This is a genomic window from Bremerella cremea (genome assembly GCF_039541315.1).
Lineage (GTDB): Bacteria > Planctomycetota > Planctomycetia > Pirellulales > Pirellulaceae > Bremerella > Bremerella cremea.
The window spans coordinates 19,440-42,076 of record NZ_BAABFZ010000005.1 but is presented as its reverse complement, the minus strand read 5'-3'; the positions used below and the strand labels follow the sequence as shown (position 1 = coordinate 42,076).

General features: G+C 55.3%; 20 protein-coding genes. 12 read left to right on the top strand and 8 right to left on the bottom strand.

The annotated features are described in order from the left end of the window. Window positions 1-11: 11 nt before the first annotated feature. The 3 genes from ABD890_RS17360 to ABD890_RS17350 form a co-directional block, all read right to left on the bottom strand. Window positions 12-1,475 (bottom strand): D-alanyl-D-alanine carboxypeptidase family protein, encoded by a 1,464-nt coding sequence (locus ABD890_RS17360; RefSeq protein ID WP_345092540.1) that lies wholly within the window; start codon window positions 1,473-1,475, stop codon window positions 12-14. A gap of 170 nt (window positions 1,476-1,645) precedes the next feature. Then, on the bottom strand, window positions 1,646-2,116 hold the full coding sequence (locus ABD890_RS17355) for a response regulator (protein ID WP_345092537.1): 471 nt from the start codon (window positions 2,114-2,116) through the stop codon (window positions 1,646-1,648). Between the two features lie 303 nt (window positions 2,117-2,419). Beyond that, window positions 2,420-3,322 carry a metallophosphoesterase family protein gene (locus ABD890_RS17350; RefSeq protein ID WP_345092534.1) on the bottom strand — a complete coding sequence of 301 codons (903 nt, stop codon included), beginning with the start codon at window positions 3,320-3,322 and terminating at the stop codon, window positions 2,420-2,422. Between the two features lie 359 nt (window positions 3,323-3,681). On the opposite strand from ABD890_RS17350, the gene ABD890_RS17345 reads away from it, so the two are divergent. The 8 genes from ABD890_RS17345 to ABD890_RS17310 all read left to right on the top strand — a co-directional run bounded on the left by ABD890_RS17345 (window position 3,682) and on the right by ABD890_RS17310 (window position 11,701). Then, window positions 3,682-4,014 carry an ArsR/SmtB family transcription factor gene (locus ABD890_RS17345; protein WP_345092531.1) on the top strand — a complete coding sequence of 111 codons (333 nt, stop codon included), beginning with the start codon at window positions 3,682-3,684 and terminating at the stop codon, window positions 4,012-4,014. Window positions 4,015-4,117: 103 nt separating this feature from the next. Next, window positions 4,118-4,933: a sulfite exporter TauE/SafE family protein gene (locus ABD890_RS17340; RefSeq protein ID WP_345092528.1), complete on the top strand. Its 816-nt coding sequence runs from the start codon at window positions 4,118-4,120 to the stop codon at window positions 4,931-4,933. A gap of 17 nt (window positions 4,934-4,950) precedes the next feature. Continuing rightward, the gene (locus tag ABD890_RS17335; RefSeq protein WP_345092525.1) at window positions 4,951-6,369 is read left to right on the top strand and encodes an MBL fold metallo-hydrolase; all 1,419 of its coding nucleotides are present in this window, start codon (window positions 4,951-4,953) and stop codon (window positions 6,367-6,369) included. Window positions 6,370-6,414: 45 nt separating this feature from the next. Next, window positions 6,415-7,173 (top strand): DUF1641 domain-containing protein, encoded by a 759-nt coding sequence (locus tag ABD890_RS17330; RefSeq protein ID WP_345092522.1) that lies wholly within the window; start codon window positions 6,415-6,417, stop codon window positions 7,171-7,173. Window positions 7,174-7,182: 9 nt separating this feature from the next. After that, window positions 7,183-8,367: an NAD(P)/FAD-dependent oxidoreductase gene (locus ABD890_RS17325; RefSeq protein ID WP_345092519.1), complete on the top strand. Its 1,185-nt coding sequence runs from the start codon at window positions 7,183-7,185 to the stop codon at window positions 8,365-8,367. Window positions 8,368-8,410: 43 nt separating this feature from the next. Continuing rightward, window positions 8,411-9,415 (top strand): DsrE family protein, encoded by a 1,005-nt coding sequence (locus ABD890_RS17320; protein WP_345092516.1) that lies wholly within the window; start codon window positions 8,411-8,413, stop codon window positions 9,413-9,415. An 84-nt stretch (window positions 9,416-9,499) separates the two neighbouring features. Then, window positions 9,500-11,134, top strand: a complete 1,635-nt coding sequence (locus tag ABD890_RS17315; RefSeq protein ID WP_345092513.1) for an FAD-dependent oxidoreductase — start codon at window positions 9,500-9,502, stop codon at window positions 11,132-11,134. 138 nt (window positions 11,135-11,272) lie between these two features. Continuing rightward, on the top strand, window positions 11,273-11,701 hold the full coding sequence (locus tag ABD890_RS17310) for a GNAT family N-acetyltransferase (RefSeq protein WP_345092510.1): 429 nt from the start codon (window positions 11,273-11,275) through the stop codon (window positions 11,699-11,701). A gap of 55 nt (window positions 11,702-11,756) precedes the next feature. On the opposite strand, the gene ABD890_RS17305 is transcribed toward ABD890_RS17310, so the two are convergent. After that, window positions 11,757-12,767 (bottom strand): LacI family DNA-binding transcriptional regulator, encoded by a 1,011-nt coding sequence (locus ABD890_RS17305; protein ID WP_345092507.1) that lies wholly within the window; start codon window positions 12,765-12,767, stop codon window positions 11,757-11,759. Between the two features lie 905 nt (window positions 12,768-13,672). On the opposite strand from ABD890_RS17305, the gene ABD890_RS17300 reads away from it, so the two are divergent. Together ABD890_RS17300 and odhB are read left to right on the top strand one after the other, a co-directional pair. Continuing rightward, a complete protein-coding gene (locus ABD890_RS17300) occupies window positions 13,673-16,531 on the top strand; it encodes a 2-oxoglutarate dehydrogenase E1 component (protein ID WP_345092504.1) in 2,859 nt (952 codons plus the stop codon). A gap of 18 nt (window positions 16,532-16,549) precedes the next feature. Then, complete coding sequence (gene odhB / locus ABD890_RS17295; RefSeq protein WP_345092501.1) at window positions 16,550-17,776, top strand: 2-oxoglutarate dehydrogenase complex dihydrolipoyllysine-residue succinyltransferase; 1,227 nt, start codon at window positions 16,550-16,552, stop codon at window positions 17,774-17,776. An 86-nt stretch (window positions 17,777-17,862) separates the two neighbouring features. On the opposite strand, the gene ABD890_RS17290 is transcribed toward odhB, so the two are convergent. Beyond that, a complete protein-coding gene (locus tag ABD890_RS17290; RefSeq protein ID WP_345092498.1) occupies window positions 17,863-18,375 on the bottom strand; it encodes a general stress protein in 513 nt (170 codons plus the stop codon). Window positions 18,376-18,556: 181 nt separating this feature from the next. Between ABD890_RS17290 and ABD890_RS17285 the strand changes: the two genes are divergently transcribed. Beyond that, on the top strand, window positions 18,557-18,763 hold the full coding sequence (locus tag ABD890_RS17285) for a hypothetical protein (protein WP_345092495.1): 207 nt from the start codon (window positions 18,557-18,559) through the stop codon (window positions 18,761-18,763). 106 nt (window positions 18,764-18,869) lie between these two features. Here ABD890_RS17285 and ABD890_RS25530 read toward each other — a convergent pair whose 3' ends face one another. Genes ABD890_RS25530 through ABD890_RS17275 form a run of 3 tightly spaced genes read right to left on the bottom strand, consistent with a single transcriptional unit; the run spans window position 18,870 to window position 21,000 of the window. Continuing rightward, the gene (locus ABD890_RS25530; RefSeq protein ID WP_425548486.1) at window positions 18,870-19,244 is read right to left on the bottom strand and encodes an SPW repeat domain-containing protein; all 375 of its coding nucleotides are present in this window, start codon (window positions 19,242-19,244) and stop codon (window positions 18,870-18,872) included. Between the two features lie 3 nt (window positions 19,245-19,247). Beyond that, entirely contained in the window at window positions 19,248-19,901 is a 654-nt protein-coding gene (locus ABD890_RS17280) for a vitamin K epoxide reductase family protein (protein ID WP_345092492.1), read from the bottom strand. A 4-nt stretch (window positions 19,902-19,905) separates the two neighbouring features. Beyond that, entirely contained in the window at window positions 19,906-21,000 is a 1,095-nt protein-coding gene (locus ABD890_RS17275) for an NAD-dependent epimerase/dehydratase family protein (protein WP_345092489.1), read from the bottom strand. A gap of 514 nt (window positions 21,001-21,514) precedes the next feature. Here ABD890_RS17275 and pstS point away from each other — a divergent pair. Beyond that, on the top strand, window positions 21,515-22,570 hold the full coding sequence (pstS, locus tag ABD890_RS17270; RefSeq protein ID WP_345092486.1) for a phosphate ABC transporter substrate-binding protein PstS: 1,056 nt from the start codon (window positions 21,515-21,517) through the stop codon (window positions 22,568-22,570). Window positions 22,571-22,637: the final 67 nt, after the last annotated feature.

Here is a 22,637-nt window from a genome sequence, read left to right as displayed (position 1 = left end):
GACGATCTTGCCTATGGAGCGCTGCGGGTGTTCGCCGCGCGCTGGTTCCAGCCCCAGCGAAAGAGATTGCGAGTGTCGAGAAAGCGTGAGTCGCGTTTCGATCCCAGGATGACCACTACCAGGCGGTCTTCGTTGCGTACGCCGGTAGCGACCAGGCATGCCCCCGCCATCGTTGTCGTACCGGTCTTCAGGCCATCGAAGCCTTCGATGTCGAGCAATTCGTTTGTGTTCTTCCAGTGGGCAACTCGTTGCGAGCCACTTGGCTGGACGATTTCAGCGGAGTGATGCTGGGTGGTGAAGTATTCGTGCAACGCAGGTTGTTGAAGGACAATCATTGCCAGCGATGTCAAGTCGCGGACGGTACTACGATTGCCACTATTACCATGCGGGTCGAGATAGATCGTGTCTTTCATTCCCAACTCGGCAGCCTTGGCATTCATATGGTCTACGAAGCGGTCGTAGCATGCAGCGGCCGAGGCATTCCTTGTGCTTCCATTGTCGTCAGGAAGATAGCGGCCGAAGTGTTCCGCCAAGGCGATCGCTGCGTCGTTTCCGGACGGCAGTAATAGTCCGAACAGAAGATCGTGCGCAACTACCTTCTCACCCACTTTCACGGCAGCCGTCGAGCCGGTCATGTCAGCGGCACGCTTTGAGATCGAAACCACTTCTTTCAGGCGTTCTGGCTTTTCCTGGCAGAGCTCGAAAATAATTAGCGCGGTCATCATCTTGGTTGTGCTGGCCATCGCTCGAACCTGGTCTGGATTCTTGCTCCAGAGGATCTCGCCAGTCCCTCCGTCAGCGATGCCCCAAGCCATTGCATTCACCAGCGGTGGTCCATCCAGCGAGTCCGCTGCCAAACGGTTTGCTTCCGCCGCGGCGAAATGGCCCTCGACTTGCATCGCGCCAAGATAAGCGTACTGCGAATTGGCGGCACATTGGATATCAATCGTGATAAAGCCTTCGCCATCGGCTACGACGTCCAAGAACGCGAGACGACGGTCTTGGTTGTTCTTCGCATCGAGCATGTCAGTTTGATCGTTGGCCGTGTACTCTCCGCTTCGCGTTTCGGTGCCACCCATGCGCGAAGCATCGATGGTGATACGATAGCGGTGGCCTGGTGACAAACCTTCCAGACGTAGTGTTGCTGCTGGATCGACGCCCTGCTCGAGGTAGAACGAATCCGTACTGGCCGAAGCAGGCAGGGACGCGTAGTTGGAGGTGCCTGAAAGATTGAAGCCCGCCCACGGGTCGAGTTGGCGAACCGATAGCGACGTCGCCTTTCCCGTTTGATCGAGCGCGTTCGTCAGTACCATTCCACTGGCCCCGGGCTGGTCGATGTTATTCCAGGGAGCCTCGCTAAGACGCTGCGATGAACCAAAGTCGATCCGGATGATCGAATCGTTGGCGATTGTAAAGTCTGGCAAGCCGAGGCAAACGGTACCGACTAACAGCAAACGAAAAAATGACGAGTCCATTTCAACCTTTGGTCAGCAGACCAAGAAGGAGCCAGATGGTAGCTCACCGGTGGAGCTTGCCTCTAGTTTAGTGCCCCGGAAAGAGTCGGGGCGATGCCGCAATTTGCAAAAGACTTGTCAATTTCCGCAAGAAGGATGCGAGGTCAGGCGTCGACCGCGTCGTTGGGCATTTACGCTTGATTGCTGGCGGAGGCCGCCACATCGTTTCCTGGGGCGGTGGAACGATTCTTCACGTGAGCTTCCTGCAACGACATCCACCACTCTTCGTGCTTCTTGAAGACCGCCGCGACGGCACGTTCTAAACGGGTAAAATCGTTCAATGGCTTAAAGATGCACGCCTCGGCACCCCACCGCATCGAACGCAAAATGGTGTTTGTACCAATCAGCCCCGAGAGCATGATGACCGAAACGCCGCCATCATCTTTCTTGATCTGCTGCAGCAATGTCAAGCCATCGACAGGTTCCATTTGAATATCAGAGATCACCACCTGGCAATTGTTGACCAACAGGGCCGTCATCACTTCCGTCGGATCAGCAATCGAAATCACGTTGTAGCCCAACTGCGTAAAGTGATCGGCGACCATCTCGCGAATCAAAGCCGAGTCGTCCACATGCAGGATCGTGCGATTGGCGGCGAACATGGTTTACCCTTGATGGATTCAATTGGATAAAAGAGTGACGCCGTTTGATGGACTGGAAGAAGACGTCTCTTCTGGCATGGGTTCAAGCACGAAACGAAAGACACCGCTTTCAACTCGAACGAGAAAAATATGGGGGTCAGCTCGAGAGGTGGCAAATTAAAGAATCCTGTGGACGAGACAATGCGGCAACCCACAGACCTATTGAAACCTTAGCATATCCCATGGCAAAAGTAGGCAATCAGCCGAAAGATGGTCAAACTTCATGCACTTTGAGTGACCTCAATCGACGGACGAAGCGAATCGTTAGGTGAGAGAATATGCCGCTTGTTCGCGTTTCCCTTCGATCTTCAGCGAACCATCTTCAAATAGGTTCACCACGGCATAGCCATTGTTGGACTGGCCGCTGCCGGTCACGACTGCGCGGATCACGGTGTAATGAATTCCTTGCAGTGAAGTATGGAAGTTGGCGTGACTATGACCGCTGAAAACCGCTTGAACCTTCTTACTGTTTTCCAAAATCTGACGGACGGCGGCCGATTGCCCGATGGCATAATGGTGGGGCCGATCGAGATCGAGTCGTTGATGAACGAACACAAGAGTTGGCTTGTGGGTCTTCGCGAGATCTTCAGCCAGCCACTTCTGCTGCGATTCCGGGATATTGGTATCGGTCCAGACGAAATTGCCGCGACCGTACGATTTCCCCTCGCTCGTATAACAGGCATCGAGAATCACAAAGTGAAACTGACCCACATCAAACGACTGATGAGGAGCTTTCATGCCGGTATGCTGTAGGAATTCTTCCTTCTTCAGCGTGTGTACGCAGTGGTTGCCGAGCACGTAGTGCCGTTCTCCTTCGAACCGAGCGTAGGCATCTTCAATTTTTCGTAGGTGCCCGACTTCCTTCTCCAGGGAGTCGGCCGAGTCAATCAAATCGCCCAACTCGATCGCGAGCGGAAGATTCTGCTGATTGAAGTAGTCCACCGCTTCGTTCACTTTGCCAAGCGACTCTTGGTAGAAGCGATCTCCGGCCGCGTCCTTTTCGGCATAGTGAATATCGGTGAGCAGTCCGAAACGCAACATCGGCGAATTCAAGGAATCGGCAGCCAACGACTCGCGAAGGGACAGCCCCATCGCGGCCAATACGACCGCGCCACTTTGCAGGAACGTACGACGATTCGTTTCGTTGACAGGCAGTTCGGTGGGCATCGCGCAGATCCTCAAACGCTAATCAGGGAGGGGAATATCAGGTCGCAAACGGGATGGTATTCGTTCGATTCTAACACGCGAGAAGTCCGGCAAGGCGCCCAATCGAGGCCGTTCCCCAGACACGGCGAATCTTCATGAAGGCCCGACTTTGCTGGCAGAAAGTTCGGCTAACCGAAATCCGAAAACGATGCCAGTCGACCACTTGGGTTATCTCTTTGCCGTTGTTTGCTCGGAATCAGCTGGTAAGGGCAGAGGCGTGCGATAAACTCCCCGCAGCGCGAAATAATACAAGTTGACATATCGGGAGGTCGCGATATAAAAAGATCGTAGGAACACAATACCAAGCGGTAAGACAAGCCATGAGCAACAATCCACCCAAACCACCTGGAAGTGTCGAGGACTTCGCCGAAGCGGCGGAATGCCTTCGTACACTGGCCCATCCTGTGCGATTGCGGATCGTGCAGTTGCTGCTGCGGGGAAGGTATACGGTGGGGGAAATGGCTCAGCACTGCGATGTCCCAGACAATGTGGCTTCGGAGCATTTGCGTCTGCTGCAGCGGTGTGGGTTCCTCAAGAGTGAACGCGAAGGTCGATTCGTCTACTACCAGGTTGCCGAACCACACCTTCAGCAACTAATGGCCTGCATCGAAGGGCGATTTCTTCCGTGCGGGGCAAAGTATCGACTGGAATAAGCTCCCTTTTTTTTAGCCTAACGTATCGCCATCTGGAGATATGTCGAGGTGATAAGGGAAATCGGCGTGAATTGTCAGAAACGTATTGGATGAAGGCGACGCCATGACCATGGCCCTGGCAATTTTGTTCGGATGCATCGTGGGGTTCGCACTCGGCTTGACCGGCGGAGGAGGTGGCATCTTTGCGGTCCCACTGCTGGTTTACGGCTTGGGAGTTCCTCCCAGCGAAGCCGTCGGCATCTCGCTGGCCGCGGTTGGTGGCACGGCGATCTCTGGGGCATTGCCTCGATTGCTACGAAATGAAGTCGAACTTCGGACTGGGCTGTTCTTCGCCATCGCTGGGATGCTGGGTGCACCCATCGGATCATATCTCTCCAAAAAACTTCCGGGCGACGTACTGCTGACGCTGTTCGCCTTTCTGATGTTTGTCGTGGCCTACCGCATGTGGCAGAAAGCGAAGCCATCCACCGGACCGAAACCCGCTTGCGAACCGGATGCTGATCGTTCGGCCTGCCAACGCACCGAAAGCGGCGAGTTGATACTCACCTCGCGCTGTGCCCGCTTGCTATTGCTGATCGGTTTGGCGACCGGTGTGCTGTCGGGACTGTTTGGCGTCGGCGGTGGGTTCGTGATTGTCCCGGCGCTGGTGCTCTTCAGCGGGATGCACATTCATCGTGCGATCGCGACGTCACTTTTCGTGATTGTGTTGATCAGCGCCAGTGGAGCTTTTTCGCACTTCATCAGTGGCAAGGACTTCCCGGTGATGCTGACGTTGGAATTTCTCGTGGGCGGGTTTCTCGGCATGTGGCTGGGAGGTTTGCTCAGTAAACGCCTCAATGGGGCGACGCTGCAAAAGGTGTTCGCCACGGCGGTGATCCTCGTCGCGCTATTCGTGATCGTGAAATCAACCCTTCTATAAACGCAAGGACCATAGTCATGTTACTCAAATACTTTTACGACAAGACGCTCGCCCACGCGTCTTACCTGGTAGGGTGTCAACGGGCGAAAGTGGCGATCGTGGTCGATCCTGGACGTGACGTGCAGCAATATATCGAAACCGCCAAGAAGGAAGGGCTCGAGATCACGGCCGTCACCGAGACCCACATTCATGCCGACTATGTTTCCGGAGCTCGTGAACTGGCCGAACGGGTTGGTGCGAAGCTCTATCTGTCGGATGAAGGCCCGGCGGAGTGGAAGTACGAGTACGCTGCCTCCTACGATCACCAACTGTTGCATAACGGCGATCACTTCCTGATCGGCAACATTCGCTTCGACGTGATGCACACGCCAGGCCACACGCCGGAAAGCATCTCGCTTCTGCTCACCGATCAGGGAGGCGGAGCCAACCGTCCGATGGGGATCTTCACCGGCGACTTTGTATTCGTGAACGCCGTCGGCCGACCTGACCTGCTGGAGAAAGCAGCTGGGCTCGCTGAAACCGCGAAGGCTGGTGCCGCCGATTTGTTTGCATCGCTCGAAAGCTTCAAGCAGTTGCCTGACTATCTTCAGGTTTGGCCTGCCCATGGTGCCGGAAGTGCCTGCGGCAAAGGACTCGGCGCGATTCCTTCGTCCACCGTTGGCTATGAAAAGCTGTTCAACCCGGGCCTCCAGTTCAACGACGAATCCTCGTTTGTCGACTACGTGCTGGCCGACCAACCCGAAGTTCCGCCCTACTTCAAAGAGATGAAGCGGGTTAACAAAGAAGGGCCGCGCGTCCTGGAGGGTGTTGAGCCTCTCGATACGCTTCCAGCAACCTATTTGTCGGCCGCTTTAGAGCAAGGCACGCTGCTCGATCTTTCCGCGTCAGCTGCCTTTGGCGAAGCCCACGTGCCAGGCTCGACAAACATACCACTCAAGATGCTCGGAGCCTGGGGAGGCTGGTTGGTCGACTACAGCGGTCCGGTCTATCTGATCGGAACGCCTGACGAGGTCGATCAGGCAAACAAGCTTCTGCTGCAAATCGGCGTCGAAGACATTCGCGGCTATTTCCAGCGTGAAGATCTCTCAACAGCGATGACCGAAGCGTACCAGACAGTTGATGCTGCCAAGCTCTCGCAACTTCTGTCAGAAGAAGCGGTCGAGCTGATCGACGTTCGTTCGGTTGAAGAATGGAACGCAGGTCATATTGCCGCCGCCAGCCATCACTTTCTGGGTCGACTGCCGGAAACTACCGCTTCGATCAACAGCGATCGCCCCGTGGTGGTGAACTGCCGAAGCGGTGCTCGCTCGGCGATTGCCGTCAGTGTGCTTCAAGCGGCTGGAATTAAAAACGCAATCAATCTGGAAGGTGGCATCCTGGCTTGGAACGGAGCGAAGTTCCCCACTGTGACTGCCGATGCTGTTTCGTCGAACTAATGCCCCGAGGCCGTCGCGCTTCCCAAAGTGTAAATGAGTAGTCCCATGAGCGAAGTTGAAACCAGCGAGCGTTCGATGTCGATCACCGATCGACTGAACGATCCGCAGACGAAGGCGATGCTTCATCGCTTGCTCGACAAGGCGGAGCAGCTTGACCAAATGCTGGAGGTCGCCGGTGAGATCCCAAATCTCATCGCGATCGCGACCGATGTGTTTGACGAGATGGCCCAAAAGGCGAAGGAAGACGGAATCGATCTTCAGGCCCGTGCCGGACAATTGCTGGCGTTGTTCAAGAAGGCAACCGAGCCTCAGAACATCAAGGCGCTGAGTACCCTGGTCGATCATCTGCCGCAGCTGGAAAAGGCAGCGGAGATGAGTGAAGAGCTGCCGAACCTGGTGGCTATTGCGACCGACGTTTTCGACGAGTGGGCCGCTGACCTCAAAAAGCAAGACATCAATCTGGAACAAAGCCTCCGCAACGGAATTCAGGCGGCCCTCTACCTCGGTGGGCAGATCCGCCGCGAAGAGCTCGATCGTCTTGGTTATTTATTGAAATCAGACGTGCTCAGCGAGTTCTCAGTCGAAACGGTCAGCCTGGCAGGCAGTGCGCTTTCAAGTTGTCGGCAAGGAAGCTGCGAGCATCCGGTTCCCAAGCGACTCGGCTTGTTCGGGCTGCTCGGAGCTTCGCAAGATCCGAGCACGCAACGAGCACTTGCCTTCGCGGTCCAGTTCGGCAAGTGTTTCGGCTCGCTGCTGGAAGAACGGCATCCCAATTCTCCCTCGAATCCCTCCAACAAAGCGTAGGCAAATACCATGAGTCATCATCAAATTCTTATCGTGGGCGGGGGAACGGCTGGGATCACGGTCGCCGCTCGCTTACGGAAGGCAAATCCTTCTCTCGACATCGCGGTGATCGAACCTTCGGAGAAGCACTACTACCAGCCTCTCTGGACGCTGGTCGGTGGTGGAATCTTCAAGCCTGAAGATTCGGCCCGAAACGAAGTCGATGTGATGCCGCGCGGTGTGAAGTGGATCCAAGATTCCGTGGCGAGCTTCTCCCCGGCCGAGAACCAACTGACGACGCGTAACGGCGAAACCATTGCGTATGAATACCTCGTTGTTTGTCCCGGAATTCAAATCAACTGGGACAAGATCAAAGGCTTGAAAGAGGCTGTCGGTCACGACGGTGTCTGTAGTAACTATTCGATCCAGACGGTTGGAAGTACCTGGAAGTTCATTCAGGCGTTGAAAGAAGGTACCGCTCTCTTCACGCAGCCTGCCGGGGCAGTGAAGTGTGGCGGAGCGCCGCAAAAGATCTGCTATCTGGCGGAAGACTATTTTCGTCAAGCAGGCGTGCGAGATCGGATCAACGTCATCTTCACCGCGGCCGGGCCACGCCTTTTCGCCGTGGATGAATATCGCGAAGAGCTCGAGAAAGTCGCCGCTAGAAAGGGAGTGGATACACGCTTCCGTCACAACCTGGTTGAAGTTCGGGCAAAGTCGAAAGAAGCCATCTACCAGCACATGGATACCAACGAGGAGATCGTCATCCAGTATGACATGATCCACGTGACGCCGCCGATGAGTGCCCCTGACTTCGTTGCGAATAGCCCGCTGGCTAGCGAAGCAGGCTGGGTCGATGTTGATAAGCACTCGCTGCAGCATACCCGCTTCACGAATGTCTTTTCGCTCGGTGATGCATCGAGCCTGCCCACATCGAAGACCGGGGCAGCCATTCGCAAGCAAGCCCCGGTGTTGGTGAAGAATCTGTTGGCCGAGATGGCCAGGCAGCCGCTCACCGGTAGCTACGACGGGTATACCTCGTGCCCGGTGGTGACGGGATACGACTCGCTGATATTGGCGGAGTTCGATTACAGCGGGAAACCAGCCGAAACGTTCTCCTTCGATCAAGGAAAAGAACGGTTCAGCATGTTGATGCTCAAGAAGTTCGGCCTGCCAGCGCTCTATTGGCACGGCATGCTGAAAGGTCGCGCGTAGGTGCCTTTACACTAAGCCATTCCCATCTGGCAAGGAGATCGCCATGAGTCGCACTATTCTGTCGATGTTGGTATTGATGAGTTTCGTCACGCCCACGGTTGTCTCCGCCCAGATGGGAAGGGGAAGAGGGGGCGGGGGAGACGCACGCTTCCGCGAAGATCGGGACGTGTTCCATTATCTGCTAGAGAATCACGCCAAGATTCGTCGCACGGTTACCAAGCTTCCCAACGGCGTTTCAACGGTGACGGAATCGGATGATCCACAAGTCGTGGCCAAAATCAAGGAGCATGTTCACTGGATGAAGCAACGGGTGGAGAAAATCGATCCGATTCGCAATCGTGATCCACTCTTTGCAGAACTGTTTCGACATGCGGACAAAATCGAAATGAAGGTCGAACCGATCGATAAAGGCGTTAAGGTCACCGAGACATCGAAGGATCCTATGGTGGTCAGGCTGATCCAAGCTCATGCGGAAGTGGTATCTGCGTTCGTCGCGAAAGGCTTTGACGAAGCGCAGCAATCTCACCCAGTTCCCAAGACGCAACCAGCGAACTCACCTCAACCGAAGCCTGGCGAACTGCTCTTCCCCAAAATTGAAGGGCACGGCGGCGTCGTGCCACTTCCTACGGCAGCGCATCAGCCGCGTTCCGGTAGCAAGGTGCTGGTCGATATTACTTCAGGAGGCGATCCGGCGAAGGTTCACCCTGCGATCGAGAAGGTCGCACGTTACGTGAACATCATGGCTGGGGCGGGCAAAGAACCTGCAACTGCTAGTATTGCGCTGGTGTTTCATGGCGATGCCACGTTGGTGGTCCTTAGCGATGACGCTTACGCCAGGCAGTTTCAGACAAATCAGAATCCGAATCTTCCGCTACTACGTGCCTTGCACAAAGAGGGCGTCGAGATGTTCGTCTGTGGACAATCACTTGCCGGCAAAGGCAACTCAACGGAGCATGTCGTCGTGTTTGTTGATACGGCTGTGTCGGCATTCACGGCCAGCGTTAACTTGCAATCGGACGGCTACGCGTACGTTCCACTTTCTCGATAAGGAGTCGTTTATCGGCGGCAGCTACGTCGATATCATAGGCAGAAAGCCATCAGGTTACCACGCAGGATGGAAAGGGGAGACATCATGAAAATCGTCATCATCGGTGGAGTAGCCGGCGGTGCCTCGGCGGCTGCTCGAGCTCGGCGTTTAGGAGAGAGTGCAGAGATTGTCGTCCTGGAAAAAGGGGACTATCCTTCCTTCGCCAATTGCGGATTGCCTTACTACGTTGGCGGCGAGATCGAGAAACGCGAGAAGTTACTCGTCGCGCCGATCGATATGCTGCGGCAGCGGCATCGCCTTGACGTTCGTGTCCGCTCGGAAGCGATCAAGATCGATCGAACGGCGAAGAAGGTTATCGTCCGTGATTTGAACGCAGGGACGGAGTACGACGAATCGTACGACAAGCTGGTCATCGCCACGGGCGCTTCCCCATTCCGGCCGCCGATTCCGGGGATTCAAAGCGATAAGATCGTCGCACTACGTGATCTAAACGATGCCGACCGAATGCGCGAGTTGGCAATCTCGGGGGCGAAGCGAGCGGTGATTGTCGGTGCCGGCTTCATCGGTATTGAAGTTGCCGAAAACCTGGCTCGTCGTGGCCTGCAGGTCACACTGGTCGAACTGGCCGACCAAATCTTGCCGCCCTGGGACCGCGAAATGGTCCTTCCGCTGGAGAAGCACCTGAAGCAGGAAGGAGTCGAACTGAAGCTGGGAAGTTCCGCCACAGAGTTCGATTCGTCTGGCAAATCTCTTGTGGTGACGCTGAACGATGGAACGAAGATCGAAGCAGACTTTGGCGTTGTGTGCATCGGTGTTCGCCCCGACAGCAAACTGGCCGCCGACGCAGGCATTGAATGTGGTCCGCGCGGGGGCATTCTCGTCAGCAGCAATATGCAGACGAACGACCCAGACATTTATGCAGTCGGTGACGTCGTTCAAACGGTCTGCTCGACGACAGGAGCCCCGACACAGATACCGTTGGCTGGGCCTGCGAATCGGCAGGGACGCATCGCCAGCGATCACATCTTCGGCCGCGAGTCGACCTACCGCGGAACCCAGGGAACCGCTGTCGTCGGTGTATTTGGCAAAACGGCGGCCATGACCGGCCTTAGCGAGAAGGTTCTGCAAAGCAAAAACATCGAGTACGAAAAGATCTACCTGCACCCGACCGATCACGCCGGATACTTTCCTGGCGCCCAGGGGATGTTCTTCAAACTCCTCTTCGCCCCGGATAGTGGAAAGATCCTGGGTGCCCAAGCCGTCGGAACCAGTGGCGTCGACAAGCGGATCGATGTGATCGCCATGGCCATGCAGGCACACCTCTCCGTATTCGATCTGGAAGAAGCGGAACTGTGCTACGCCCCGCAGTATGGCCACGCCAAGGATCCGGTCAACATGGCGGGGTTCATTGCCTCAGGCGTCGTTCGAGGCGATCAGCCGATTATCCACGCAGACCAGCTGGCTGGCCGTTCCGATCTGATGCTGATCGACGTTCGGACGACCGGTGAGTTCTCGCAGGGAGCCATTCCGGGTGCCAAGAACATTCCAGTCGAGCAACTTCGCGAGCGCCTGGCCGAGATTCCTGACGGACAAAAGGTTGCCGCCTATTGTGCGGTTGGACAGCGAGGTTACCTGGCGACGCGCATTCTACTTCAAAACGGCATCGACGCCGTCAATGTGAGCGGAGGCTACCGCCGCTGGGCGATCGAATTCGCTTAGGGCCGTTTCGCCATATTCAACCAATCAGATGCGGTGGATACGACCTGCATCTGATTCTGGAGCAGGAATCTTTCCTTGGTCCGCGGAATCAGAATTCAGAGGCGTTGGGTGAACCTGAATGTCTTGAGATGCTCTTAGATGGATATGGTTCAAATACGCCCGGCCGATCCGAACGACAATACTCAGCTTCAACGGCTGTTTGAAGATGTCATGTTCGGCGCGACCTTTCCACCGCCCGAAACAGGGCACGTAACAGATTTCGGTCAGGCCACCGAGGGAGAAAAGATCTTCGTGGCTCAAGCTGCGGATGGAGCGATTGTAGGAATCGTGACGATCTGGGAGCCTGATTCCTTCATCCATTACCTACTGGTCGCGGGCGATCGGCAACGCCAGGGAATAGGAACCTGCTTGCTGGAGTCGCTCGAAGCCTGGCTTCCCTTGCCCTGGAAGCTGAAATGCGAAGTCAGCAATCGTCGAGCACTAGCGTTCTATCGCACGCTCGGATGGACAAAAATCGAAACTGGGACCGGAGAATCGGGGCCCTATTTTCTTCTGCTTCGCGAATGACGGAAGACGTGGATCGGCGCGTCGACCAAGTGTCCAAATGAATGGCGAATTGTTGTTAAGAAGTGTGACGAATTCTAAGCTTCGTCGGGATCAGCAGTTCCGCTGGCATGTCGGCCTTTTCGGACTGGATCACGCTGATAGCCGCCTTCAAAAGTCCCGGCAAGTCGTGAGCCACCGTGGTGAGGGGTGGATCGAGCAGGGAAGAGAACTGCAAATCGTGCCATCCGACCACCGCGACTTCGTCCGGAACTGAGATATTCAGCCGGCGGAGCGACCGGCAGACAGCCACGGCATTGAAGTCTGTATCGCACAGAATCACGTCGCCGCCCACCTTCTTTACCAGGCGTTCGACAATCTCGTCGAAGCGCGGGTACGTGGTCGGATCGTTGACCAGCCAGCCCTTGGTATCGACCACGATTTGCTCCTCGGTGAGCTCCATGTTGTGCTCGGCCAATGCATCGCGATAGGCTTGAATTCGGTCAAGAATCGAGAGGGTTTCGCGCTGTTCGGTTAGTAGGGTAACTTTCTTTCGGCCTGAAGATACGAGGTGTTCGATCGTCTCGAAGGCCCCGGTTCGTACGTCGCTGATCACACGGCAAACATCGCTGCCGCCCACGTCTTCCAGCACCGTGAGCACATTCTGGCGGCCGCCAAGCAGCTTCTGAACGTCATCCCACTGGTCGTCATTTTCATGGGCCAGGTACATCACGCCATCGACCCAACCGGCATCCAGGTCTTGGACCAGTCGTTCCAAGCCATCCAGGGCAGGGTACGAGCCCGCGGTCAGCAAACGCAGGCCATGACCTTCGGCCTGACTTTGCAGTTCGGCAATGACTTTCTGGGTCAAGAAGTTGCGGGTCTCACGGACAACTACGGCAAGGACATTGCTCTTCTTGCCCGCCAATTGCTGAGCGGCAATGTTCGGACGATAGCCGAGCTCTTTAGCCGCTTTGCGGATCGCTTCGGCCGTTTCTTCCGAAACGCGAATACGTCCGTTCCCGGTTCCCATCAATACCGCGGAGGCAGCCATTCGCGATACGCCAGCCATTTCAGCGACGTCTTTCATGCGGACTGCAGTTCGGCCAGCCTTTTTCGCCATTGTTCTTTCTGTTGTTGCTTACCGGTCGGTGGTTCTTCGAAGGGTATCGTGGGGTTGTCTGAAGTTTTGGCCCATTCTTATCCAAAATCTTCAATGTCAGCAAGGAAAAGCAACAAAAAGGCCTGACATGTTGATTGCTTTTCGATGTTGATGTTCGAGCAGCTGGCTGCGTGACAGATAAGACCAGTATATCTGTGGTCGCAACACGCTGGTGTGTTGTCAGGGAAGGCTACGCAAGGGATCGCAAGTTGACTCTGGGAATGTAGCGTTAGAATTCTCACCAGTTCAGCAAACCTTCCCTAAGCCAAGGTTGTTTCAACCCAGCCCTCCTTCGATCGCTCCGCCCGACGCCTGGGTCGAGACCCAGCCAATTATGGTGGGGCGCTGCCATGGCCTGCCAGCCGGTGTTCCAATTATGACCGGTTGATTAACCATTTTGAGCAAAATCGATTCACCCGGCAGAATTGAAATAGACGATTAGGTTGGCGCGTTGTACGCTAATGCGTTTTTATTGCGGCAGAAATCCTAATTGATGGATTTCTCATTCTCGAAACTTAATTAGGTCCAACCTTCATCAATTAGTGGTAAGGCTCCCCGAACAAGGATGCGGGGTAACCCCAAGATGAATCCCTCCATGGCACTTTCTGGCAGGACCTCTCAACTCGATCCGAGTGTGCGTTCGCATGTCCCGACCCAGGCAGGAGCAGGTTTGGTTCGTTTCCATGGCATTCGATTTTTCGAAATGTGGGAAATCTTTGTAAGGTCACGGTTTGCAACCCCAGGCATCCCTTTGCTCCGCGGCGAAATCGCGTAAAACTAGTAGGTAAAGAGGCATCGCGACGAAAATGATCTCAGAAAGTTCTCCGAGGCAGATGAGTGCCGAACCGGCGGAAGAGCTCGATTTAGCCTGTTATAACGCCAGCTATGTCGAACAGCTCCTGCAGAAATACCTGGACGATCGCAACGACGTTCCCGAAAACTGGCGCGACTATTTCGATCGGCAAGCCGCCGACAACGGAATCGCTGCCAGCGAGCTCGGATCGAAGGGTCCCTCGTTCCAGCCTCGCAGCATCTTCCGCGAGTCGGGCGGTGGCGACAGTGGCGGCCCGGTGGGCGGAACGACCGGCAACGTCAAGCTCCAGAAGACGCAGTATCGATCCGATCAACTCGTCCAAGCCTATCGCTCTCGTGGGCACTACAATGCCAAGCTCGACCCGCTGAAGCTCAACAAGCAGGTCCGCACTCCGCTGTCGCTCGAATCGTTCGGGCTGTCCCGGTCCGATCTCGACGAACGGGTCTATTACACCAACGGCGACCAGATCGAGCAGATTCCGCTTCGTGACCTGGTCAAACGGCTCGAAGATCTCTACTGCAGCCATATCGGCTACCAGTTCACCCATATCGATGAACTGGAAGTCCAGCAGTGGATTATTGATCGCATTGAACGCCAGTCGCACATCAAAGAGCTGTCGAACGGTGTTCAGAAGCAGATCCTGCAACGACTGACCGAAGCGACCGTCTTCGAAGAGTTCGTTCGTAAAAAGTATGTCGGTGCCAAGACATTCTCGTTGTTTGGCTCGGAAATGCTGATTCCGATGCTTGATATATTAATTGATCGAGCCGCGTCGAATCACGTTCGCGAAGTCGTGCTCGGGATGCCTCACCGTGGCCGCTTGAATGTGCTGACCAACATCATCGGTCAGCCACCACGCGAACTCTTCGCCCAGTTCAACGATGTTGATTTCCACCAGTTCATTGGTGGTGGCGACGTGAAGTACCACTTGGGCAATAGCGTCGACAAAATGACCTCGTCCGGAAACGAAGTCCACTTGTCGTTGTCGTTCAACCCGAGCCACCTCGAGTTCATCAACACCGTCGTGTTAGGCCGTTTGCGAGCCAAGCAGGACCGCACCGGCGATATGAACCGCCGCAAGGGGATGGCTGTTCTGATCCATGGCGACGCCGCATTCATCGGCGAAGGGATCGTGCAGGAAACGTTGAACCTGAGCCAATTGGAAGGCTACAAGGTTGGCGGCACGGTTCACGTGATCGTGAACAACCAGATTGGCTTTACGACTTCAGTCGACGATTCGCGAAGTACTCGTTACTGCACCGACATCGCTCGGATGCTGCAGATTCCGATTTTCCATGTCAACGGCGACGATCCCGAAGCCGTGGCGGACGTCGTTTCGATGGCGATGGACTTCCGCGAAACCTTCCAGCGTGACGTGATTATCGACCTGGTTTGCTACCGCCGATTAGGCCACAACGAAGCGGACGAACCAAGCTTCACCCAGCCTCTGATGTACAAGGCGATCGACAAGCAGCCGCCCATTCGCGACAGCTACCTGGAACGCCTGATCAATCAGAAGCGGATCACAGTCGAAGAAGCTAACAAGATGACGGACGACTATCAGGAGTTCCTGAAAGGCGAATACGACATCGCTCAAGAGATGAAAGAGCGTTCGCTTCGTCGTCCTGAAGGGGTCTGGGAAGAATTCGACGGCGGTCTGGAGCCATCGTCGGACGATGCTGACCCGGATCACGATCCCGCAGACGAATGCCCAGAAACACGGATTTCTGTTGATCGTTCCGGGGAAATCCTGCGAATGCTGGCGACGGTGCCGGAAGATTTCCACCGCAATCGCAAGCTGACGCGTATCGCCGATCAGCGTAAGGAAATGGCCAACGGCGAGCGTTTGCTCGACTGGGCCGCTGCCGAAGCCTTGGCTTTCGCGACGCTGTCGATGGAAGGGCATCGCGTCCGACTTTCTGGTCAGGACTGCCAGCGTGGTACGTTCAACCAGCGTCATTCGGTGCTGCACGACATTAATAACGGGCAAGAGCACAGCATCTTCTCGAACCTGTCGACCAAGCAGGCCCCAGTCGAAATCGTCAACAGCCCGCTCAGCGAAGCTGGTGTGTTGGGCTTCGATTATGGGTACAGCTTGGACTACCCCAATGCCTTGGTCGCTTGGGAAGCTCAGTTCGGCGACTTCAGCAACGCCGCCCAGGTCATCATCGACCAGTTCATGGCAAGTGCGGAAGACAAGTGGCGTCGATTGAGCGGTCTGGTTCTGCTGCTTCCGCACGGCTACGAAGGTCAGGGCCCGGAACACTCCAGTGCCCGCCTTGAACGATTCCTGTGGTTGGCTGCGGAAGACAACATTCAGGTCGCCATTCCAACGACGCCGGCTCAGTACTTCCATGTGCTGCGTCGCCAGATGAAGCGTTCGTGGAAGAAGCCACTCATTCTGTTCACGCCTAAGAGCCTCTTGCGACATCCGGCTGCGGTTTCGTCGCTGGAAGAACTGGCGACCAACAAGTTCGAGCGAATCATCAAAGATACGCGTGAGAACCCGGAAACGACTTCTCGTGTAATCATGTGCAGCGGCAAGGTCTACTACGACCTGGCTCATTACCGCGAAGAGCACCATCGTCACGATGTGGCGATCATTCGTGTCGAGCAGCCATATCCGCTCAAGAATCAAACGGTTCAAGCCGTTCTCGATCAATACCAGGACGGCGTTCCGCTGTATTGGGTCCAGGAAGAACCCGACAATATGGGCGTCTGGCCTTATTGGAAACTACGTTACGGGCATCGTATGTTCGAGCGATTCCCTCTTTCCGTCATCGCCCGGGAGACATCTTCCAGCCCGGCAACCGGATCCAAAGCGGCTCACGAGTACGAGCAGCAACAACTACTCGAACGAGCCTTTAACGACACCTAGAAAGGACAGCTGCGGAAGATGACCATCGAATTGAAAGTGCCCGAATCGGGCGAGTCGATTCAGGAAGTGCAAATCCTGAAGTGGCTGAAGAGCGAGGGGGACGACGTCCAAGAAGACGAAGACGTCGTTGAATTGGAAACCGACAAGGCTTCCATGGACTTGGCCGCCCCTGCAAATTGCACCCTGCAGAAGATCCTGAAGCAAGAGGGAGAAATCGTCTCGGTTGGCGAGGTGATTGCCCTGTTTGAAGAGGGAGGCGGTAAAGCCAAGCCAGCTGCCAAGGCTGCCAAAGCAGAAAAGAACGACAAAAAGAAGAAGGCCGAAGAACCAAAGGCTGCCGCTGCACCTGCTGCCCCGGCTCCTGCTGCTGGTTCCGGCGACATCCAGGCTACGCCATCGGGTCGTCGTGAACTGCTGAAGCACGGTTTGTCGGCTTCCGATGTCGCACCAAGCGGCAAGACGGTTCGTCGCGAAGACGTCGAAAAATACGTCCAGTCGATCGCCAGCCGTCCTACCGGTGGCAGCGAAACGCGTAGCGAATCGGAAATGGAAGAAGTCGTTCCGATGAGCCTGATTCGTCGACGCATTGCTTCCAAGCTGGTCGAAGCCCAGCAGAAGGCAGCCTTGCTGACGACCTTCAATCAGGTCGACATGTCGTACGTGATGGACCTTCGTAAACGTCACGGTGAATCGTTCCAGAAGCGTTATGGCGTGAAGCTCGGCTTCATGTCGTTCTTCACCAAGGCGTTGATCGACGCCCTGAAGGCGCATCCGGAATTGAACGCCGAAATTCGTGACGAAACGAACATCGTTTATCGCAACTACTTCCACATTGGTATCGCCGTCGGTTCCGGTAAGGGCCTCGTCGTCCCGGTGCTGAAGTTTGCCGAACGCATGAGCTTCGCCGAAATCGAACAGGCCATCCAGGAATTCGCCGGTCGTGCCAAGAACAGCCAGTTGAAGCCTGAAGACCTTGCCGGTGGTACCTTCACCGTCAGCAACGGCGGCGTCTACGGTTCGATGTTGTCGACGCCGATCGTCAACCCACCGCAAAGTGGTGTGCTTGGTATGCACGCGATTGAAGAACGCCCAGTGGCCGTCAACGGTCAGGTCGTGATTCGTCCGATGATGTACCTGGCGTTGACCTACGATCACCGGATTGTCGACGGTCGTGAAGCGGTGACCTTCCTGAAACGTATCAAGGAAGCGATCGAAGAACCTTCGCGAATGCTGATCGAAGCCTAATTGGCACGCGATCCAATCAGAAAACACAAAGAGCCAGGTCGGATCCGACCTGGCTCTTTTCGTGCGCTCGAACGTGGATGTTTCGTTTACGGTTGTACGCTATCGGCGCTGTCTTGCGCGTGCATGGTCACCGACTTGGCCGGCGTTTCATCAAGAATCTGCTTCGCGTAATCGACTTCAAACGGATCGCCGTTGGCAACCACAAGGAATGATCCTTCTCGGACGGCGTTTTCGTACTCGGCGACGTGGTCCTCGTGCACACCCCACCCCATCATCGACCCCAGAAGGCCTCCGACGATCGCACCAGTAATCCCCACCGCGAGCGGGCCACCGATTAACATCAGGCCGAAGCCTGGGATGGTCAGAAGTGGAGCAGCCATAAAAAAGCCAACCAACCCTCCGACGCCAGCTCCCATCACCGCGTCGCGTTCAGATTCGTCGCCATACTGCAGGTTTTCGGTCGTCGGGAGATCTTGATGGACGCTATTTGCCACCAGCGAAACCTGCTCGGATGGAAACTTGCTCTGGTCGAGCGTATGGATCGCCTCTTGAGCGACCGTGAAATCGTCGTAGATCGCGACAACGCATTGATTCGACATGATGAAAATCCTCCTGTTTCAATTCTAGAGCGAACTTGCGATTCGCCCATTTGTTTTTGTCGGAATAGGACCGCAAAGGACGTGCCCCCCGAGAATGGTTTATTCGTTTTGAAGCGTTTGGTACGGCACTTGCATTGAGTCAGGCATCCTAAACAAACAACCTTGAATGGAGTTGAGTCCCATGAGTGCTGCCATCTGTGAAGCGATCCCTGCGAAGAATGAAAACAATACCCAGGCTTCGCTTCAGGAAGCTTGCCGTGCGATTCGCCAAAATTGGACCCCAGAAGAACGAGCTCGCCGCCAGAAGCTTGCCGAAGTGAAGCAGCTTGGTTTGCTGTTGAACACAGTCGACTTTACTACGGTGTTGCAGGCAATTGTCAGCCGCTAAATCGCTGTCAGCTAGCGACTTATGCCCTCGGGCAAAGCCATCCCTCGTGATGGCTTTTTTTATGCGCCTCTAGTAAGGCGAGACGAAAAGTATGGTCGCTGGGCGATCAGATCGTGGGTCGTTCGCCATTCATCTCGGATAGCCAGCGATGCCATGCTTCTGGGGCATCGAATGACTTATTGGGAACGATGGAAAACATCAAAAGCAACAACCCGATCATCATAAAATTCTGCCCCGCGGGGGGAATGTCGGGAGCCAGCATAATCCTGGCTAGCAAGATTATGGCCAGCGAGAGCAACAATGTGCCAACGTGGGCGTACCTGGTTGGTCTCCAATAAGACAACAGTGCAAACGTCATTACCAGGCCACCCAACCCAAAGTCGACCAGAGCCGACACCGCACCCCGGTGCTCCTCCGGGAAGATGAAGGGAGAGCAGAGGAGCCAGCAACCTAGCATGAATTCTGCAACACGTGCCCACATGATTTAGCTTTCTTTTCTCTCTGGAAGGCTAAGCATCTGCAGTGCGACCTTTTCTGCCACTTCAGATGGATAGCCGCACAGTGCTTTCCAGGTTACGGAGATGCTGCCGGAGGCTTTCCAAACCTTCCAAAGGTAGAGCAGGGAGGTATAAACCTCGTCGTAAGCGAGATAGACCAGGGCCAGCGAGATCGCGGCCGTGACCAGGCACAAGAAGCACCAGTGCCCCAAGACAAACGTCTGCAGCAGCACGAGCATGACACTGACGATCCCAAGCGGAATCACATCAATCCCGAACAGTACCACGATCCAGGGACGCTCGTACCAACGACGTGTTGACCCGGCCAGGCCGAAGATTGCGTCTCCCAGGTAAGCAATCGCGCCTAAGGCCGCATCGGGAACGCCGACCCAACGATCCATTTTTTTGGCAATATCCGAGCCGATCACCATCTCGCTCTGATCGCCGAATAACGGATCCCAAACGAACGAGATCAGTCCCCATTGGAACGCTGCGAGATGCGAAGCGATCAATGTGGCAGCGAACGCTAACAGGCAAACGGGCACTCGCTGCGACCAGGCCGATGGATTGTAATTCCAAGGCGCCACCGGGGCATGTTCGGTCATTCGATCAGGCCGTTCGACTTTCGCAGGTCGATTCATCGTATCAACCCTTGGCGCCTTCGGCTGGTTCGAGTTCGCCAAGCTTATTGGTTGCATAAAACGCAGCTGGATCCGACTTTAACCACTGCAGAATCGTAGGCAGTGTCTCGCGAAGAGTATGCTGCGGCGCCCATCCGAGGCATTGTTGCGCCTCCGTCGTGTCGATCGGATAGTTCTGGTCGGCTAGATCGACCATCCATGGTTTGATGAAAGGCTCGTCTTCCTTCGAGGAAGCCATCCGCAGCTTGACCCAGGCGCCTGCTTTCGCCACGAAGGCGGGAATACGGATGGTTGGCCATTCATGCCCATGCAAATTTCGGCCGATCGCTTCCTGTAATTCCGCATAGCTCATCACATCTTCTTCGCCAATCAGCAATGTCTTCCAAGGCGGCAATTGATTTCGTCGATCAACCGCAGAGACCATGCACTCCGCCAAGTCATCGAGGTGCACAAAGGATTGCCCGCACTTTTCGTTACCGGGGAAGAAGTAGCTTTCCATTTGCTTCTCGTAGATCCGCTGAATCTGATGAGAAACGGGCAGCGAGTGTCCCTGTTCGTCGTAAACCCCAGCAATGCGCAGGACGAGGACCGGAATATCACCGCGTTCTTCCTGCAATACGCGTTCGGTCTTCAGCTTCGACTCTGGGTACGCCCACTCCGCGCTGGTCGGCGAACGCTCAGTGAGTCGTTCACCAACTTCCACCGACTTCATCACCAATAGGCTGCTGGAAAATTGAAACTGCTCGACATGCATCTTCTGCAGTTCTTTGATCAAACGCCTTGTCCCGTCGACAGTGAGTTCGTCGTAAAGTGGACTTGGATCGCCGGAGAAGTCGTAGTAGGCCGCCAAGTGAATCACACTTGCCAGTCGATCACCATAGTCGGCTTTGACTTGAGCGATGGCCTGCGAAACGCTGTCTTCTTCGGTTAAATCGACCCGATACCAATCGTCGAGATGGTCGGTAGGTTCCTGAGGGGGATGCAGATCGATTCCGACGACGGTGTAACGTTCTTTCAGGCGAGGACAGACACGTGACCCAATGAGGCCGCCGCTCCCCGTGACCAATACGACTGGGGGCTGATTGATTTCCGGTTCCATACCGAAGGCTCCTTTCGTTCCAGAGGACATCGCTTCGGCTGACTAAAAAGTGCAAGTTCAATGCCAAGGCCTAATGGGGCTGGTTCCTAACTTGAGTTAAGATCTGGTTCTCACAACAGGTTCGTCCGTGAAGAAGGTGAAAATTTTATTCACACACAGCCCATGCAGATTTACGGGGGATTGCCGCAGAAACCAGCCATAACTAGGCAATTCCCAGCAGATCAGGGCCCCATCCTGGTCCAAATGTTAAGACGAATGTTAAGATTCTGCGTGCAATCGTCCCAGCGGGTTGTGATGGGTCCGGGTACCCCTTAGATTTTGTGGCAGAACAGCATTTTTACGGTTTCGCGAGCGATTTTCTGAGGACCAGAATCGTTCGCAATTAGTGCCGTATGCTGGGGAGCTGAACCTTAAGATTCCCCTCTGTTAGGGGTGAATTGCAAGGATTGGTACCTGTCCGATACGAACTTGAAAAACATCCTGTGTTCAACCATTTGTGGGGACTCGATCAAGCATGCAAAACACTCCATCCATCCTGGGCTCCTACGTCGCTCTGGCTGCCATGCTGGTAGCAACGGTCGGCTGCGGTAGCGGCGACTCGAAGCCGGCTGCAGGCGGTGGCGAACTGGTTAAGCTGCAAGGCGCCGGGGCCAGCTTCCCAGCTCCTTTGTACATGTCGTGGTTCAAGGAATACTCCAACGCCAACAACTGCCAGATCGATTACCAATCGGTTGGAAGCGGTTCGGGCGTGAGTGCTGTGATCGACGGTACTGTTGACTTCGGTGCCAGCGATGCCGCGATGAAGGAAGAAGAAATGGCCAAGGTCGAACGTGGCGTGCAGTTGCTGCCAATGACCGCTGGTGCCATCGTTCTGGCTTACAACCTGGAAGGGGTCGACGAACTGAAGCTGAGCCGCGAAGCTTACGCAGACATCTTCCTCGGCAAGATCACCAAGTGGAACGATCCCAAGATCGCCGCCTCAAACGAAGGGGTTTCGCTGCCAGACCAGGAAATCAACCTGGTGGTTCGTGCTGACTCGAGCGGTACGACCTTCAACTTCACCCAGCACATGAGTGCCATCAGCGAAGCTTTCAAGAGCGACGTTGGTATCAATAAGGCTCCGAACTGGCCAGTTGGCACCAAGAGCAAGGGCAACGAAGGGGTCACCACCTCGCTGAAGCAGACGCCAGGTTCGCTCGGTTACATCGAATATGGCTACGCCAAGAAGGCCAACCTGACGATGGCAAGCCTCGAGAACAAGGCTGGCAAGTTCGTGAAGCCAACGATTGAAACGGCTCAGGCCGCTCTGGCTGGTGTTGAAATGCCAGAAAGCCTGATCGCGTTTCTGCCAGACCCAGAAGGGGACAACTCGTGGCCGATCGTGACCTACACCTGGATCATCGCTTACAAGACCTATCCTGATGCCAAGAAGATGGAAGTCTTCAAGAGCATGATCAAGTACTGCCTGACCGACGGTCAGAAGCAGAGTGAATCGCTGGGATACATTCCATTGCCGGAAGAAGTTACCTCGAAGGTGACCGCGGCCCTGGATAACATCTCGGCCAAATAAGCAACTTGCTCCGGGCTTGGTGGCAAATGGCTACCAGGCCCGGTCCATTTTTAATACCCAGTTGCTG